This window comes from Pseudonocardia sp. ICBG601 (assembly GCF_020496245.1).
Map to the genome: position 1 here is coordinate 1,175,228 of NZ_JAHLJA010000148.1, position 16,572 is coordinate 1,191,799.

Annotated in this window: 16 protein-coding genes; 8 read left to right on the top strand and 8 right to left on the bottom strand. The window is 76.3% G+C overall.

What is annotated here, in order from left to right; all coding sequences use genetic code 11:
• Nucleotides 1-13 precede the first annotated feature (13 nt).
• On the bottom strand, nt 14-964 hold the full coding sequence (locus tag KPL57_RS34820; protein ID WP_226354818.1) for a sugar-binding transcriptional regulator: 951 nt from the start codon (nt 962-964) through the stop codon (nt 14-16).
• A gap of 154 nt (nt 965-1,118) precedes the next feature.
• Between KPL57_RS34820 and KPL57_RS34825 the strand changes: the two genes are divergently transcribed.
• The 6 genes from KPL57_RS34825 to KPL57_RS34850 all read left to right on the top strand — a co-directional run bounded on the left by KPL57_RS34825 (nt 1,119) and on the right by KPL57_RS34850 (nt 7,317).
• Nucleotides 1,119-2,210 (top strand): alcohol dehydrogenase catalytic domain-containing protein, encoded by a 1,092-nt coding sequence (locus KPL57_RS34825; RefSeq protein WP_226354819.1) that lies wholly within the window; start codon nt 1,119-1,121, stop codon nt 2,208-2,210.
• Entirely contained in the window at nt 2,207-3,538 is a 1,332-nt protein-coding gene (locus KPL57_RS34830; RefSeq protein ID WP_226354820.1) for an RbtT/DalT/CsbX family MFS transporter, read from the top strand. The genes KPL57_RS34825 and KPL57_RS34830 overlap by 4 nt, the downstream gene beginning before the upstream one ends.
• Nucleotides 3,535-5,253 (top strand): dihydroxyacetone kinase family protein, encoded by a 1,719-nt coding sequence (locus KPL57_RS34835; RefSeq protein ID WP_226354821.1) that lies wholly within the window; start codon nt 3,535-3,537, stop codon nt 5,251-5,253. Before KPL57_RS34830 ends, KPL57_RS34835 begins: the two co-directional genes overlap by 4 nt.
• Entirely contained in the window at nt 5,250-5,747 is a 498-nt protein-coding gene (locus KPL57_RS34840; RefSeq protein ID WP_226354822.1) for a ribose-5-phosphate isomerase, read from the top strand. The genes KPL57_RS34835 and KPL57_RS34840 overlap by 4 nt, the downstream gene beginning before the upstream one ends.
• On the top strand, nt 5,747-6,469 hold the full coding sequence (locus KPL57_RS34845; protein WP_226354823.1) for a GolD/DthD family dehydrogenase: 723 nt from the start codon (nt 5,747-5,749) through the stop codon (nt 6,467-6,469). Before KPL57_RS34840 ends, KPL57_RS34845 begins: the two co-directional genes overlap by 1 nt.
• A gap of 89 nt (nt 6,470-6,558) precedes the next feature.
• Nucleotides 6,559-7,317, top strand: a complete 759-nt coding sequence (locus KPL57_RS34850) for a DUF2334 domain-containing protein (protein ID WP_226354824.1) — start codon at nt 6,559-6,561, stop codon at nt 7,315-7,317.
• A gap of 77 nt (nt 7,318-7,394) precedes the next feature.
• On the opposite strand, the gene KPL57_RS34855 is transcribed toward KPL57_RS34850, so the two are convergent.
• From KPL57_RS34855 to KPL57_RS34865, 3 genes are all read right to left on the bottom strand, one after another.
• Nucleotides 7,395-7,766, bottom strand: coding sequence for a VOC family protein (locus KPL57_RS34855; protein WP_226354825.1), 372 nt, complete (start codon nt 7,764-7,766; stop codon nt 7,395-7,397).
• Nucleotides 7,766-8,398 (bottom strand): MBL fold metallo-hydrolase, encoded by a 633-nt coding sequence (locus KPL57_RS34860; RefSeq protein ID WP_226354826.1) that lies wholly within the window; start codon nt 8,396-8,398, stop codon nt 7,766-7,768. The genes KPL57_RS34855 and KPL57_RS34860 overlap by 1 nt, the downstream gene beginning before the upstream one ends.
• An 86-nt stretch (nt 8,399-8,484) precedes the next feature.
• Nucleotides 8,485-9,498 carry an NAD-dependent epimerase/dehydratase family protein gene (locus KPL57_RS34865; protein WP_226354827.1) on the bottom strand — a complete coding sequence of 338 codons (1,014 nt, stop codon included), beginning with the start codon at nt 9,496-9,498 and terminating at the stop codon, nt 8,485-8,487.
• Between the two features lie 60 nt (nt 9,499-9,558).
• On the opposite strand from KPL57_RS34865, the gene purS reads away from it, so the two are divergent.
• Together purS and purQ are read left to right on the top strand one after the other, a co-directional pair.
• Nucleotides 9,559-9,792 (top strand): phosphoribosylformylglycinamidine synthase subunit PurS, encoded by a 234-nt coding sequence (gene purS, locus KPL57_RS34870; protein WP_062399665.1) that lies wholly within the window; start codon nt 9,559-9,561, stop codon nt 9,790-9,792.
• Nucleotides 9,789-10,463 (top strand): phosphoribosylformylglycinamidine synthase subunit PurQ, encoded by a 675-nt coding sequence (gene purQ, locus KPL57_RS34875; protein ID WP_226354828.1) that lies wholly within the window; start codon nt 9,789-9,791, stop codon nt 10,461-10,463. Before purS ends, purQ begins: the two co-directional genes overlap by 4 nt.
• Nucleotides 10,464-10,527: 64 nt before the next feature.
• Here purQ and KPL57_RS34880 read toward each other — a convergent pair whose 3' ends face one another.
• Genes KPL57_RS34880 through KPL57_RS34895 form a run of 4 tightly spaced genes read right to left on the bottom strand, consistent with a single transcriptional unit; the run spans nt 10,528 to nt 16,553 of the window.
• Nucleotides 10,528-12,435: a serine/threonine-protein kinase gene (locus tag KPL57_RS34880; RefSeq protein WP_226354829.1), complete on the bottom strand. Its 1,908-nt coding sequence runs from the start codon at nt 12,433-12,435 to the stop codon at nt 10,528-10,530.
• A 49-nt stretch (nt 12,436-12,484) separates the two neighbouring features.
• Nucleotides 12,485-14,479, bottom strand: coding sequence for a dynamin family protein (locus KPL57_RS34885; protein ID WP_226354830.1), 1,995 nt, complete (start codon nt 14,477-14,479; stop codon nt 12,485-12,487).
• Nucleotides 14,476-16,368 (bottom strand): dynamin family protein, encoded by a 1,893-nt coding sequence (locus KPL57_RS34890; RefSeq protein WP_226354831.1) that lies wholly within the window; start codon nt 16,366-16,368, stop codon nt 14,476-14,478. The genes KPL57_RS34885 and KPL57_RS34890 overlap by 4 nt, the downstream gene beginning before the upstream one ends.
• Entirely contained in the window at nt 16,365-16,553 is a 189-nt protein-coding gene (locus KPL57_RS34895; protein WP_226354832.1) for a hypothetical protein, read from the bottom strand. Before KPL57_RS34895 ends, KPL57_RS34890 begins: the two co-directional genes overlap by 4 nt.
• Between the last annotated feature and the right edge of the window lie 19 nt (nt 16,554-16,572).

The window sequence follows — 16,572 nt, forward strand, 5'->3', positions numbered from 1 at the left end:
CGAGGGGTGGGGGTCAGGTCGGGGGTAGGGCGTCGAGGAGGGCCTGGGCGGTCGGGGCGTCGGTGACCAGGCGGTTGAACAGGCCCGCCCGCGCCCCGCCGACGATGCTCGGCACCTTCTCCTCCCCGACGGCGACGGCGATCGTCCGCGGCACCCGTCGCAGCTGCTCCGGGGAGATCCGCACCATCCGGTCGCTGCCGGGGAAGGCGATCGGGCGGCCGTCGGCGCGGTAGAAGTTCAGGCAGACGTCGCCGACGCCGTCCTGGAGGCCCTCGTCGTCGAGCGGGACCGAGGTCGAGATCGACGCGCGGCCCGCGGGCGGGGCGCCGACACCGACCAGCGCGGCCTGCGCGCGCGCCCAGAACCCGGTGACCCGCCGGAACTCCGGGTCCTCGGCGAGCGTGCGGCTCATCGCCGGTGACGGCATGGCCTGGGTGAACAGGAAGTGCGGGCGCCCGTGCCCGCGTTCGGCGACCGACCGGACGATCTCGTTGGTCTGGTGCCACGCCTCGGGCTCGGCGACCCCGCCGACGGTCGGCACGATCTCGCAGCCGGCCAGCGCGGGCAGCGCGGTGTGGCTGAGCTCCCACACGGTGCGCCCGGAGGAGACGAGCAGGACGTCGCCCGCGCGCAGCCCGGCCTCCCGCAGTGCCTCGCCGACCGGCTCGGCGAGCGACTGACCGAGGTCGGTGGCGGGGCGCGGGGCCAGCCACACCCAGTCCAGCCCGAGCGCGGCGGCGAGCCGGGGCGCGTCGTCGCCGCCGGTGTGCAGCGAGTCCGGGTCGTGCACGGTGATCTGCACGATCCCGACCCGGCGGGCCTCGGCGAGCAGCCGGGAGACGGTCGGACGCGACACGGTGAGCCGGTCGGCGATCGCGGCCTGGTTGAGCTCGTCGACGTAGTACAGCCGTGCGGCCCGGTGCATGAGCCCCAGGTCGCGCCGGGAGACGTCGTGCGGCGCCATCGCCACCTCCTCCGCCGTGTCGGACCGGTACCAGTCAAGCCTACTGCACGTTTGTTCAATCAGGAACGGATGTGTTGACGAATGTTCACGCCGGAACGCATGCTCAGAACCAGTCGCATGCAGCACCCCGCATGGCACCAATGGAGGTTCCGTCGTGGCAGACCAGATCCCGACCCGGATGCAGGCCGTCGTCGTACACGGCCCCGAGGACTACCGCCTGGAGGAGGTCGACGTCCCGGCTCCCGGCCCCGGCGAGCTGCTGATGCAGGTCGAGGCCGTGGGCGTGTGCGCGAGCGACCTGAAGTGCTACCACGGCGCCGCGAAGTTCTGGGGCGACGAGAACCGCCCCGCCTGGGCCCAGACCGGCGTCACGCCCGGCCACGAGTTCGTCGGCCGGATCGTCTCCGGCGACGACGAGGGCCTCGCCCTGCACGGCGTGTCCGTCGGCGACCGCGTCGCCTGCGAGCAGATCGTCCCGTGCGAGCAGTGCCGCTACTGCCTGCGCGGCCAGTACTGGATGTGCGGGCCGCACGACATGTTCGGCTTCCGCAACTTCGACGGCGCGATGGCCCAGTACATGCTGGTCCCGACCCGTGCCCGGGTGCACCGGGTCTCGCCGGACCTGGAGCCGCACCACGCCGCGTTCGCCGAGCCGCTGTCCTGCGCGCTGCACGCCGTCGAGCGCGCCACCATCACCTTCGACGACGTCGTGGTCGTCGCCGGATGCGGCCCGATCGGCCTCGGCCTGATCGCCGGCGCCCGCGCGAAGAACCCGCGGCTGCTGATCGCGCTCGACCTCGACGACGAGAAGCTGGAGCTCGGCCGCCGCACCGGCGCCGACCTCACGATCAACATCTCCCGCGAGGACGCCGTCGCCCGGGTCCGGGAGCTCACCGAGGGCTACGGCGCCGACGTCTACCTGGAGGGCTCAGGCGCCGTCCCGGCCGTCGCCCAGGGACTCAACCTGCTGCGCAAGCTCGGCACCTACGTCGAGTACTCGGTGTTCGGGTCCGACGTCACCGTCGACTGGTCGATCATCTCCGACGACAAGGAGCTCGACGTCCGCGGCGCCCACCTCGGCCCGCACTGCTGGCCCGCCGCGATCAAGATGCTGGAGGACGGCAAGCTCCCGATCTCCGACATCTGCACCCACCAGGTGCCGCTCGCGGAGTTCCAGAAGGCCCTCGACCTCGTCGGCGACACGTCCGGGTCGTCGGTCAAGGTCTCGATCCTCCCGAACGCGTGAGGGCCGCCATGTCGACGACGACACCGCGCGAGACCTTCCTCGACCGCATCGGCATCCCGCACTCCCTGCGCTGGGGCTTCCTCGGCGTGCTCGTCTTCATGACCGGCAACGGGACCGAGTCGAACTTCATCTCCCCGCACATCGAGGCGGTCCTCGGCTCGCCCGAGGCGACCGTCGCCACGATCATCGCCGGCTACAGCCTGGCCGTGCTCGTCGCCAGCTACCTGTCCGGTGCGCTGGCCGACCTGTGGGGGCCGCGCCGGGTGATGACCCTCGGCGTCGTCGTCTGGGTCGTGTTCGAGGTGCTGTTCCTGCTGAGCCTGCAGCTCGGCAGCATCGGCCTGGTCGCGGCCACCTACTTCCTGCGCGGCCTCGGCTACCCGCTCTTCGCGTTCGCGTTCCTGGTGTGGATCAACGTCGTCACGCCGTACTCGCGCAACGGCGTCGCGGTCGGCTGGTTCTACGTCATGTTCACCGGCGGCCTGCCCACGCTGGGCTCGCTGTTCGCGCTCGGCATGATCCCGGCCTTCGGCGGGGGCACCGGCGGCGAGACCGCCGCGATGGTCGGCTCGACCGTGCTCGTCGTCGCCGGGTTCCTGATCGCCCGTTTCGGGGTGCGCGAGCCGCACGCCACCCGGCGCCTCGCCCCGGCCGGGGAGACCACCGCCCAGGTGCTCACCGCCGGGCTGCGGCTCACCGCGTCGAACCCGAAGATCCTCATGGGCTTCCTGGTCCGGCTGATCAACACCGCGCCGCAGTACGGCATGTTCATCATCCTGCCGACGGTCATCGCGGTGGACCTCGGCTGGGGCCAGAGCCGCTGGCTGACCATGACCGTGTTCGTCTACGCGACGAACATCCTGGTCAACGCGGTGTTCGGCGCGGTCGGGGACCGCTGGGGCTGGCGGCGCACCGTGCAGTGGTTCGGTGTGTTCGGCTCGGCCGTGGGCCTGCTGCTGTGGTGGTACGTGCCGCACGCCGTCCCGGCCGGATCGACCTGGGGCTTCTGGGTCTCGGTCGCCGCGGGCTGCATCTTCGGCTGCCTGCTCGCCGGGTTCGTCCCGATGGGCGCGATCATGCCCGCGCTCGCACCCGACCACAAGGGCGCCGCGATGGCCATGTACACGACCGCCGCGGGCGGTGCCGCGTTCCTCGGGTCCGGCGTCGTCGCGCTGATGCTGGGGGTCGGGGCCGGGAACGTCGGCGTCGTGTGGGCCTTCGTCGCCCTCTACGCGGCCGCCTTCGTGATGGTCTCGTTCCTGAACGTCCCGCAGGACGCCCCCGAGCCGCGCGCCGCCGTCGCGACCCCGGTGAAGGAGACCTCGTGACCAGGATCTACGACGACCCCGCCACGTTCGCCGACGACCAGCTCGACGGCTTCCTCGACCTCTACGCCGACCGTGTCCGAGGGGTGCACGGCGGCGTGGTCGCCCACCGTGGCGACGGCGGCCCGCAGGTCGCCGTCGTCATCGGGGGCGGCTCGGGCCACTACCCGGCGTTCTGCGGGACGGTCGGGCCGGGGATGGCGCACGGCGCCGTCGTCGGCAACATTTTCACCTCGCCGTCGGCGGCCCAGGCGTACTCGGTCGCGAAGGCCGCCGACCAGGGCCGCGGTGTGGTCTTCAGCTTCGGCAACTACGCCGGCGACACGATCAACTTCGGGATCGCGGCCGACCGGCTGCGCGAGGAGGGGATCGACACCCGCATCGTGGTCGTCACCGACGACGTCGCGTCCGCCGAGGAGGAGTCGCGGCGCCGCGGGATCGCCGGCGACTTCACCGTGTTCAAGGCGATGGGCGCCGCCGCCGCGCGCGGCGCGGACATCGACGAGGTCGAGCGGCTCGGCCGGGCCGCCAACGCGGCCACCCGCAGCCTCGGCGTCGCGTTCACCGGCTGCACGATGCCCGGCGAGGACGAGCCGCTGTTCTCGGTGCCCGAGGGACACCTCGGGCTCGGCCTGGGCATCCACGGCGAGCCCGGCATCCGCGACGTCCCGATGCTGCCCGCCCGCGAGCTGGCGGAGCTGCTGGTCGACGACGTGCTGAAGCACGCGCCCACGGGAGCGCCCGGCCGGGTCGGGGCGATCCTCAACGGGCTGGGCACCACGAAGTACGAGGAGCTGTTCCTGCTGTGGCGCCACGTCGCGCCGCGGCTGCGCGACGCCGGGTACGAGATCGTCGACCCCGAGGTCGGCGAGCTCGTGACCAGCCTCGACATGGGCGGCTGCTCGCTCACCCTGATGTGGCTCGACGATGAGCTGGAGCCGCTGTGGCGGGCGGACGCCTACACCCCCGCCTACCGCAAGACCGCCGCACCGCTGGCGGCGCTGCGCGAGCCGACCGCCGACGAGCTCGCCGAGGCCGACGCCGTCGTCACGGCGCCCGCGGCGAGCGACGCGGCCCGGGAGCTCGCGGGCACCGTCCGCGCCGCGCTGGCGGCGGCGGAGTCGACGATCCGCTCCCACGAGCACGAGCTGGGCCGGATCGACGCCGTCGCGGGCGACGGCGACCACGGCCGCGGCATGCTCAAGGGCATCACCGCCGCCACCGCCCGGGTCGGCGAGCTCGGCGACGACGTCGGCGGCGGCTGGGTGCTCCAGCAGGCCGGGCAGGCCTGGGCCGAGCGCGCCGGCGGCACCTCCGGGGTGCTGTGGGGCGCGGCGCTCGAGGCACTCGGGCGGCACCTCGGTGACACCGCCGACGGCTACCCGGCCGCGACCGTCGCGGCAGGGATCCGCGAGTTCGCGACGACCATCGAGCAGCTCGGCGGGGCGCGGGCGGGGGACAAGACCCTGCTCGACGCGCTGCTGCCCTTCGTCGACGAGCTGGAGCGCCGGGTCGGCGACGGCGACCCGCTCGCCGGGGCGTGGGCCGCGGCGGCGGAGGTCGCGACAGCCCGGGCGCGGGACACCGCCGACCTGCGGCCCCGGATCGGCCGGGCCCGCCCGCTGGCGGACAAGAGCGTCGGCACCCCCGACGCCGGGGCGGTGTCGCTGGGACTCGTCGCGACGGCCGTCGCACAGGTGCTGGAGGAGGAGACATGAGCGGGAAGCTCCGCATCGTCGTCGGCGCCGACGACGCCGGCTACGAGTACAAGGAGAGGCTGAAGGCCGACCTGGAGGCCGACGACCGCGTCGCCGAGGTGGTCGACGTCGGCGTCGGCGCGGACGGGCACACCGCCTACCCGCACATCGGCGTCGCCGCGGCACGCAGGATCGCCGACGGCGAGGCCGACCGCGGCCTGCTCATCTGCGGGACCGGGCTGGGCGTCGCGATCTCGGCGAACAAGGTGCCGGGTGTCCGCGCGGTCACCGCGCACGACCCGTTCTCCGTCGAGCGCTCGGTGAAGTCCAACAACGCGCAGGTCCTCTGCATGGGTCAGCGCGTGGTCGGGCTGGAGCTGGCCCGCACGCTCGTCGCCGGCTGGCTCGACCACCGCTTCGACCCGGCGAGCGCCTCGGCGGAGAAGGTCGCCGCGCTCGACACCTACGACCGCGGCGGCCCGGCCGGGGCGCAGACCGTCGGGACGGACTGCTGATGTTCGACCTCACCGGTTCGGTCGCGCTGGTCACCGGGGCCGCGTCGGGCATCGGCGCCGAGGCGGCCCGGGCACTCGCCGGGCAGGGCGCCGTGGTCGCCGCCGCGGACCTGCGCACCGACGGCGTCCCGGAGGTCTGCGCGTCGGCGCACGTCGTCGACGTCGCGGACCCCGACGCCGCGGAGGCCTGCGTCGACGAGGTCGTCGCCCGGCACGGCCGGGTCGACGTACTGGTCAACTCGGCCGGGATCGCGCTGCTCGCCCCGGCGCTGGAGCTGGGGGTCGACGACTGGCGCCGCACCCTGGACGTCAACCTCACCGGATCCTGGCTGATGGCGCGGGCCGCGGGCCGGGTGATGGTGGAGCGCGGGTACGGGCGGATCGTGAACCTCGCCTCGCAGGCGGCGAGCAGCGGGCTGGAGCAGCACGCCGCCTACTGCGCGTCCAAGGCGGGGATCACCGGGTTGACCCGCACCCTCGCCGTCGAGTGGGGGCCGCACGGGGTGACGGTCAACGCGGTGTCGCCGACGGTCGTGCTCACCGACCTGGGCCGCGCGGCGTGGGACAACCCGGCCGGGGACGCCCACCGCGCCGAGATCCCGGCGCGGCGGTTCGCGGAGCCGTCGGAGATCGCCGCGGCCGTGGTCTACCTGGCCTCGGCCGAGGCCGCGATGGTCAACGGCGCCGAGCTGAGGGTCGACGGCGGGTTCACGGCCCGCTGAGGACGGCTGCCGAGAACGCCCGCCGATCGTCGTCCGCGCGATCCGGCTGCTCCACGCGGGGTTCACCTCGGTCGGGTCGGATGGTGGCCATGAGCACGCTGCTGGTCTCGCTGTCCGGCCTGACCGACTCCGACGACGCCGACCGCGCCCGCGCCGCCGCGTTCGCCGCGGAGCTGGACCGGCGCGGCGTGCCGCTGACCCACCTCGTGCAGCCCAAGGGGCCCGACGGGCCGCTGCGCCGCGGCGACGACCTGGTCCGCTGGATCGCCGGCCGCGTCCGCGCCGGGGACGACCTGCTCCTGCACGGTTTCGACCACACGAGCGACCCGGTGGGCGCCTGGCAGAACGGCTCCGTGCCGCGGATCGGGCGCCGCACCGAGTTCGGGGCGCTGCCCCGGCACGAGGCGGGCCTGCGGCTGACCGGTGCCCGGCGGATCCTGCTCGCGACCGGGCTGTCCACCGACGGCTTCGCCCCGCCCGGCTGGATCGCCTCCGAGGGCACCCTCGACGCGCTCGCCGACCTCGGCTTCGGCCTCTGCGCCGACGAGACGACCGTCCGCGCGACCGGCGGTCCGGTGCTGCGCTCGCGGGTGCTGACCTTCCGGGCGTCCGAGCCCTGGCGGGGCGAGCGCCGCGCCGGGGAGCGCCGTCGCGGACGGGCGCTGGAGCAGCAGGCCGTGCGCACCGCCGAGCGCGGCGGGCTCGTCCGGCTCGCGCTGCGGGCCAAGGACCTGCGCCGTGAGCACCGCGTCGAGGCCGCGCTGGCCGCCGTCGACGCGGCGCGCGGGGCGGGCGCCGTCGGCGCCGTGCACCGCACGCTGTTCCCCGCCGCGGCCCCGGCCGCCTAGGAGCTCCCCGGCGATCGGCCCGGTTGTCCACAGTGTGTGCTCTCCTGTGGACAACCGGTGCCACCTGTGGACAGGTGTCAGGTCCGCCGCTCGCCGAGCACGCAGAACTCGTTGCCCTCCGGGTCGGCGAGCACCGTCCACGACACCTCGTCGGCCGGGGCCCGGTGCTGGCCCACGTTGACCCGGGTGGCGCCCAGCATCAGCAGCCGGGCCACCTCGGAGTCGCGGACGCCGTCCGGCCGCAGGTCGATGTGCAGGCGGTTCTTGGTCCGCTTGCCCTCCGCGACCGGCACGAAGATCAGCCCCGGGACGACGCCCTCGGCGGGCTGGATCTCGAACTCCGACGCCGAGGCGTTCACGACCGTCCAGTCCAGGGCCTCGGCCCACCAGCGGCCGAGCCGGACCGGGTCCCGGGCGTCGACGACGACCTGCTCCCACTGCAGGGCCATCAGACGTCGACCGCCGTCTCCCGGTCGGGGACCAGGAGCGTGGTGGCGTCGGGCTTGAGCTGGTCGAAGAAGCGGTGATGGAGCGCCGGGTCGGCGAGGGTGCCCTCGTGGATCGGCACCACCGTCCGCGGCGCGACCGACCGCAGGTAGTCGACGGCCTCGGAGATCTTGAGCCAGGGCGCGCCGGTGGGGAGCAGCAGCGTCGCCAGCTCGTCGACGCCCGGCGGGACGTAGGCGTCGCCGGGGTGCAGCAGCGCGCCGTCGACGAGGTAGCCGTTGTTCGCGACCAGCGGGACGTCCGGGTGGATCTGGGCGTGGTCCCCGGACCCGACGACGGTCACCTCGGCGCCGCCGAGGGCCAGCACGTCGCCGGGGGCGGCGGTGCGGGCGTCGACGCCGTCGAGCTGCCCGGCCGTCTGGCCGTCGGTGACCAGGGCGGCGTCGGGGTTGGCGCGCAACAGGGTGCGCAGCGCGTCGGCGTCGACGTGGTCGAAGTGCTGATGGGTGACGAGGATCGCGTCGAGGCCCTCCAGGCCGGTGAACCCGGAGGAGAAGGCGCCGGGGTCGAACAGCAGGCGTGCGGCTCCGGTGTCGACCAGGACGCAGGCGTGGCCGTAGTGCGTCAGCTGCATGGGCACAGCATCCCGCGTCGCGGTGGCGCGGTGCCGGGCGGCCGCGCCGACGAGCCCCGGCCGAGCCGCCTTCCCGACCGGCGGCGTCAGCCCCCGGTGTGCGCCGCCAGCACCGCCCGCTCCTCGGCGGCGGTCAGCCCGGCGGCCCGCCCGCGGTCGAGGCCGAGCTCGCGTTCCCACGCCAGCGCCGCCCGGGCCGTGACGGCGAGCGGGCGGGTCTCCAGCCCGGCGGCGACGGTCGCGGTGACGTCGCGGTCGGCCATGCCCCAGTGCGTCTCCGGCAGCCACAGCGGCAGCGACCGCGGGCCCGCCCAGATCGCGACGTCCTGCGCCCGCAGGGTCTCGCCGGGTACGCGGACCAGCTCGAGGTCGTCGGCGCCGACGGCCTCCGCGGTCGCCGCGAGCACCCGGTCCAGCGTGGATCGCGGGCCGGTGCCGTCGTGGGTGCCCGTGGTGCCGGTCCCGGCGCGGGTGACGATCCAGGCCGCCAGGTCGTCGACGTCGACGACCTGCATCGGCTGCGCGGGCGAGTCCGGCACCACCACCCGGCCGCCGCGGGCGAACCGGTTCGCCCAGTAGCCGTAGCGGTCGTGCGGGTCCCCGTGACCACACATCAGCCCGCCACGCACGACGTGCGCCCGGTCCCCCGCCCGCTCGTGCACCGCCTGTTCGCTGCCGACCTTCGCGGCGCCGTAGACGTCCGGGTCCCGCTCCGACGGCGGCGCCGCGCCGGGGTCGTCGTGCCGTGGCGCGAGGGTCGCCTGGCCGACGGTCCCGCCGCGCCGCGACAGGTCGGCGTAGACGTTGACCGAGGACACGAACGTCCAGTGCCCGTAACGGCCGTCCAGCGCGTCGAGGGCCTCACGGACCCAGGGCGCGGACATCGTCGCGACGTCCACGACGGCGTCGAAGGTCCGACCCCGCACCGCCGCGGCCAGCGCCCCGGACCGGGAGCGGTCCGCCGTCAGGGCCTCCGCGCCGACGGGCGGCGCTCCGGACACCCCCCGCGACACGCAGGTCACCGTGTGTCCGAGGGCGAGCGCGGCGGTGGCGACGGCGCGGGAGAGGAAGACCGTGCCGCCCAGGACGAGGATCCGCATGCGTCGATGGTGAGGGCACGCACGTCGAGCCGGCAGGTGTGTTCACCGTAGGCTGACCCCGTGGCCAGAGTGGTGGTGGACGTGATGCCCAAGCCCGAGATCCTCGACGTGCAGGGTCAGGCCGTGACCCGGGCGCTCGACCGGATCGGTGTGTCCGGCGTGAGCGGGGTGCGGCAGGGCAAGCACTTCGAGCTCGAGGTCTCCGACGGCATCGACGACGAGACCCTGCACCGGCTCGCCGGTTCGCTGCTGGCGAACCCGGTGATCGAGGACTGGACGGTGACCCGGCTGTGAGCACCCGCGTCGGTGTGATCACCTTCCCGGGCACCCTGGACGACGTCGACGCCGCCCGCGCGGTCCGCCGCGCCGGCGCCGAGGCCGTCCCGCTGTGGCACGGCGACCACGACCTGCAGGGTGTGGACGCCGTCGTCGTGCCGGGCGGGTTCTCCTACGGCGACTACCTGCGCGCCGGCGCGATCGCGAGCCTGGCGCCGATCATGACCGAGGTCGTGGCGGGCGCCGGGCGCGGTCTGCCGGTGCTCGGCATCTGCAACGGCTTCCAGATCCTCTGCGAGGCGCACCTGCTCCCCGGCGCGCTCGTCGCGAACGCCGGGATGCACTTCCTGTGCCGCGACCTCGAGCTGACCGTGGAGAACGCGCAGACCGCGTGGACCCGCGACTACACCGCGGGGGACCGGCTGACGATCCCGCTGAAGTCGCAGGAGGGCCGCTACGTCGCCGACGCCGCGACCCTCGACGAGCTGGAGGGCGAGGGCCGCGTGGTGTTCCGCTACGCCGAGTCCGCCCCCAACGGCTCGACCCGCGACATCGCCGGAATCACCAACGCAGCGGGCAACGTGGTCGGCCTCATGCCGCACCCGGAGCACGCGACCAGCGAGCTGACCGGCCCGTCCGCGGACGGCCTCGGCCTGTTCACCTCGGTGCTGGCCCGGGTCACCGCCTGACCCACCGACGACGCACGGCCCGGCCGGTGGTCCCCGCGGACCACCGGCCGGGCCGTCCCCGTGTTCAGCGCGGGATCTCCGACGCCGGGGCGGTCGTCGTCGCGGCGAAGCCGGCCTGCGCCTGCTCCTGGGTGGGCGCGACGACGTAGATCGAGAACCGCGTGTCCGCGCAGAGCGCGACAGCGACCGCGTTGCGGCTCAGCGTCGGTCCGCGGGAGAAGAACGGTCCCTGCACGGTGGCGTCGTCGCCGGAGCTCCAGGTGTCCGAGCCCGGCGGCAGCGAGGCCCCCGCGCGGACGTGGTCGTAGAAGACGCGGGCGTCGCCCGCGTCGGACCACATGTCGTAGAACACCGTCGCTCCGTTCGTGGTGTCCTCGCAGCGGATCGAGGCGATCGAGGCGTAGCCGGTGTCGTCCGCGGGGACGGTCACACATGCGGGCGCGGCCGCGGAGCCGAAGACCTGCCGCAGCACGGCGAGGTCGGCCTCCCGGTTGGGGATCGGCGTGGTCGTGGCCGGGGCCGCCGACGCCGGTGCCGCCGCGGGGGCCGTGGTGGGTGCCGCGGCGGGCGCGGCCGTGGGCGCCGGGGGAGCGGTCCCGCCGGCCGGGTCCTCCAGGACGGTGCCGACGACCATCAGCGCGCCGAAGCCCAGCACCACGGTGGCGAGCACCGCGGTCACCGCGACCAGCGCCGGGTGGGTGCGCCGCCGCGGCTGCGGCGGGACCCACGGGCCCTGCGGCCCGGAGTACGGGCCGCCGAGCCCGGCCGGGGCCGCGAGGCCGGGCGGGACGCCGTGGCCGCCGGGCGGGGTCGCCGGTGCCGCCCACGGGCCGTGGGCCGCGCCGTCGTGTCCCGCCTGTCCCCACGGCGGCTGCCCCCACAGCGCGGCCGTCCCGCCGGGCCCGGTGCCCCCCGGTGCCCCGGGCACGGTCCCGGCCGGAGCCGGGACCGTGCCCACGGACGCCGCGACCCCCGCCGCAGCGGGCACCGTGCCCGCCGCGCCCGCGACCCCGACGGCGCCGGCCGCGGCCCCGGCGGCGACCGGGACCGGCCCGGACCCCGGGGCGGCGACCCGGACCGGACCGGAGCCCGGCGCCGGGGCCTGGGACGGGATGCCGGACAGCACCCGGGTCGGCCCGGAGGCCGTCGACCGCTCGGGGTCCGCACCCAGGGCCTGCGCCAGGGCGGCGGCGAACTCCGGCGCCGTCGCGAACCGCTCGTCCGGGTCGACGGCCATGCCGCGGACCAGGACGTCGTCGGCGTCGGCGAGCTCGGGGCGCACCGCGGAGATCCGCGGCCGCTCGGCGCTCAGGTGCTGGTACATCAGCGCCGGCCCCTCGGCCCGGAACGGGGCGGCGCCGCTCAGCGCCTCGTAGGTGAGGCAGGCCAGCGCGTACACGTCGACCCGCCGGTCCGCGGCCGCGCCGAGGAACAGCTCGGGGGCCATGTAGGCCAGCGTCCCGATCGCGGTGCCCGTCCCGGTCAGCGCCGTCCCGGTGCCGGCGTCGGTGGACTTGGCGATGCCGAAGTCGACGAGATAGGCGAAGTCGCGGTCGCCGTCGGCGAGCAGCACGTTGGACGGCTTGACGTCGCGGTGCACCAGGCCGTCGGCGTGCGCGGCGTGCAGCGCGTCGGCGACCTGCCCGACCAGCCGGACGACCCGGTGCGGGTCGAGCGCGCCGGACTCGCGGACGGCCTCGGCGAGGTCGCGCCCGGCGACCAGCCGCATGTCGATGAACAGCCTGCCGTCGATCTCGCCGACGTTGTGGATCGGGATGACGTGCGGCGACGACAGCCGTGCCGCGGTCCGCGACTCCCGCTGGAACCGCGACCGGTACTCCGGCTCGTCGGCCAGCTCCGGGCGCAGCCGCTTCAGCGCGACCACGCGCTCGGTGCGGGTGTCGTAGGCCCGGCTGACCTCCCCCATGCCGCCCCGGCCGAGGACCCCCTCGATCCGATAGTGACCGAACATCTCCGCCACCGTGCCCACCTCCACCCGTGCCGTCGTCGCGGTGCTGTCGTCACCGTGTCGGGGAGGGGGATGCCGCCCGCGCGCCCGGCGTTTCAGCGACGACGGCGCCCGTCCCCGACCTCACCCGGACGGAGCAGGTCGGCGGGGCGGCGAGCCGGTCGTCGAGCGCGCCGCGCAGCTCCTGCACCCGCCCGGTCAGCTCCCGCACCGCGCCGGCCCGCCGCTCCGCACGGGCGGTGGCGTCACGGCGGCGTCCGGCGTCGCGACGGTGCTCCTCGGCGACGGCCGCGCGCCGCTGCTCCAGCTCGGCGCGACGGGCGTCGAGCAGCTCGTCGACGGTCTGGTCGACCGTGGACCGCCAGGTCGCGACGGCCTGCTGTGCGGTCAGCACCATCTCGCCCGCGGCCGCCCCGACGACGTCGTTCACGCCCTTGGTCAGCGCGGTCCGGGTGTGCGCGGCCTCGGTCAGCCGTCGCTTGTGGACCAGGAACACCCCGGCGACGGCGACGCCGACGGCCACCGGTCCGGCGAACGCGAGCCCCACGCCCAGACCCAGCAGGTGTGCCGAGGCGAAGCTGATGCTGCTCGCCATCATCACCGACGGCAGCCCGTCGGCGATCACGTCGACGCCGCGCGCGGCCGGACCGTCGGTGACGCGGACCGCGCCGTCGGGGCGGGGCCGCCGGTCCAGCAGCCCGGTGTCGAGCCCGACCGGGGGCAGCCCGAGCCGCCGGACGTGCTCGGCCAGACCGGTGGCCGCGAGGTCACGGGTGTCGGCGGCGATCTCCTCCCAGGCCGCGGTGAGCGTGCCCTCCAGCGCCTCCGGGAGCCGGTCGCGGTAGCGGCGCAGCTCCCGCAGCGAGTGCAGCCCGGCGATCTCGATCTCGTACGCCCGCCGGTAGCCCTCCATCCGCACCCGGGCGCGGCGGGCCGCCTCCTGCCCGAGGAACTGCTGGTCGATGCCGCTGCGGCGCCGTGCCCGGCGCAGCTCGCGCAGCCGGTCGAGGTCGTCGTCGATGCCGGCGCGGCGCCGGTCGAGCGCGTCGTCGTCCCCCGAGCCGACGGCGGCCTCGTCGCGGGCGAGGTCGTCCAGCGCGCGGGCGACGCCCTCGACCAGGGTGAGGACGGCGGCGGCCCGGGCCACGCGTCGTCGCCGGGACCAGCTCCCCAGCAGCGCGGTGAGCGCGGGCAGCCCGCTGCGCTCGCGGCGGGCGCCGGCCCGGGCGTCGCGGCCGCGGGCGGCGAGGTCGTCGGCGGCCTCGGCCAGCGCGGCGCTCACCGGCACCCAGGGCGCCTGCTCCAGGCGGCGGGCGGTCGCGGCGTCGAGCCTGCCGTCGGCGACGGCGGCCGCGGTGAAGGTCGCGACCCGGGCCCGGTTCTCGGCCAGGAGCTCCGGCCAGGCCGCCGAGTCGTCGATCTTGGTGAGGACGAAGGCGACCGACGGCACCCGCGCGGCGGCCTCGGCGGCGAACTCCAGCTCGTGCCGCAGCACGGGCTGGTCCTGCGCGCCGACGCACAGCAGCAGCCCGTCCGCGGCGTGCAGCGCGGAGACGGTGATGTGCCGGTGGCCGAGGGTCAGGCTGTCCACGCCGGGGGTGTCGACCAGCCGCAGGCCCCGCAGCGGCTCCCGGGGCACGCCGACGACGACCTCGACCACCCCGGCCCGGTCGGCGCCGTCCACCGCGACGTGCGCGGCGACCCGGTCCGCCGCGACGACCGAGCGGACCGGCCGGCCCGCGTCGTCGCGGCGGGTGACGGTGACGGCCGGGGTGTCGGCGTACTCCAGGTGGACCCGGGTCCCGGTGGCGACGTCGGCGTCGACCGGCAGCAGGTCGCGGTGCCCGCCCAGCGCGTTGAGCAGCCTGCTCTTGCCGCGGTTCTGCGCCCCCGCGACGACGACGGTCAGCACGTCGTCCTTCCACCGCCCGGCCGCGGCGGCGAGCGCGTCGCGCCAGTCGGTCAGGCCGGCGTCGGCGGCCTCGGTGTGGGCGCGGTTGGCCAGGGTCAGCACCGCGGTGACGGTGTCGGCGGGGGCGGCGGTCACGGGGTCTCCCGGGGTCGGGGGCCTGCGATCCGGTCGTAGAGGTCGCAGACCGCGTGCAGGGTGGCCCGCTCGGGGCCGGGCAGGGGTGCGGCGGCCAGCCGTCGCAGCCGGGTGGCGAGGCCCGCGGCGGCGGCCCGGCGCTCGTCGGGGGTCGCGCCGCGCAGCCCGACCGCGCGGTGCGCGGTGCGGGAGCGGGCCAGCCGGGTCAGCGCGTCCCGGTCGTCCTGGGGCACCGACGGGTGCGCGGCCAGCGCCAGCAGGCGGCCCCGGTCCAGCGGTGAGCCGCCGGGCGCCGGTGCCGGGCCGGGCGCGGCGGGGCCGCCGAGGGAGTCGGCGATGGACTCCAGGACGGCGAGCACGTCACGGGCCCGCCGCCCCCCGACCGTCCGGCCCGCGGCGTCGGCCACCGCCCGCCAGCGCGCGGCCGCGGCCCGCGCCCGGGCCACGACCTCCCCGGCCCCGGCCGTCGGGGGCAGCCCCAGCTGGGCGGCGACGTCGTCCTCCCGGACCATCCGCATCAGCTCGTCGGTCATCGGTCCGTCCAGGAGCAGCTCCCCGCGGGCGACGGCGGCGCCGGCGGCGGGCAGGGCGAGTGCCCGCAGCTCGGTCGCGATCCGCCGGTCGGCGTCGACCACCCGGTGCAGCCCGGCGACGGCGGCCCGGTCCGCCGGGTGCCGCGCGGGCCGTGCGGCGAGGCGGCGGATCCGGGCCACCGCGGCGTGCGCGGTGAGCCGGTGCGCGTGCCGCCGGAACCGGTCGACGGCCGGGCCGAGCCCGTCGTCGTGACCGGAGGCGGCGAGCAGCGCGGCGTGCAGCGCGTCGGGCCCGGCGTCCGGCCGGGAGCGCAGCAGGTCGACCGCGACCCGGATCCCGTAGCGGTGCAGCCGGCCGGTCAGCGCAGCCCGGACCGGTGCGGGCAGGGCCGCGTCGAGGGCGGCCGCGGGCCCGTCGCCCAGGTCGGCGGCGAGGTCGGCGGCGAGGTCGGCGGCGCCGTGCCCGGTGAAGTCGTCGAGGTCCAGCAGGAGGTCGTCGAGCAGGTCGTCGTCGAGGGCGGCCAGCGCGCGCAGACCGGTGAGCTCGGCGGGGCCCAGCAGCCGGCAGCGCGCGGTCTCGGCCAGCAGGCCCGACACCGGCGCGACGTCCAGGGCCACCCCGCGCAGCGCCGCCCGCGCCCGCCCGGCCACCCGGTGCGCGTCGGGCCAGGGGTCCCCGCCCGGGACCCGGTCGACGTGGCTGAGCACGGCGGCGGTGTCGACGGCGGTCATCCCGGCGGCCCCGGACAGCGCGCGGAACTCGGCGAGCACGTCGGCGTCGAAGCGCTGCAGGTGGCGCAGCACGTAGACGAGCGCCTGGGCGTGCCCGGCGGCGTCGTCGCCGAACAGCAGCCGCCGCGTGGCCTCCTCGGTCGCGGCACGGACGGTGTCGATGCCCGGGGTGTCGATCACGGTCAGCACCCGCAGCCGCGGGTCGTCGAGCAGGACGCGCACCCGCAGCACCTCGGCGACCGGGCAGCCGAGGTCCTCGGGCATCCGGCCGTCGACGAGCCGGCGCAGCACCGGGGCGCCGTGGCGCCGCTCGACGACCACCAGCCCGTCGTCGGGGCCGTAGGAGTACCAGGTGACGACCCGGGTGCACTCGCCCGCGTCGGCGGGGGCGACCGGGCGGCCGAGGATCGCGTTGATCAGCGTCGACTTCCCGGCGCCGACGGCCCCGGCGACGGCGAGCTGCAGCGGCCTGCCGAGCGTGTCGGCGATCCGGGTCAGCTCGGCGCGCAGGCCGGGGTCGTGGGCCCGACCGGCCGCGGTGCGGCACGCGGTCCGGAGGACGACGGCCGGGTCGGGCAGCCCGAGCAGCGCCCGGGTGTCGACGAGCGCGGTCGCGGTGGTCACGCCGCACCGCCCGGGGGCGCGTCGTCGGGCCCGGGCAGGGCCCCGCCCGGCAGCAGCGCCGCCAGCTCCGGCCGGTGGGCGGCGGCGAAGGTCGTCGCGAACCGGTTCTCCCCGGTCGCCGGGTCGTCCGGCCCGACGGTGTCGAGCAGCAGTCGCCGCAGCTCACGGTCGTCGTACTGGTCCATCTCGCCCTCCTCGACAGTC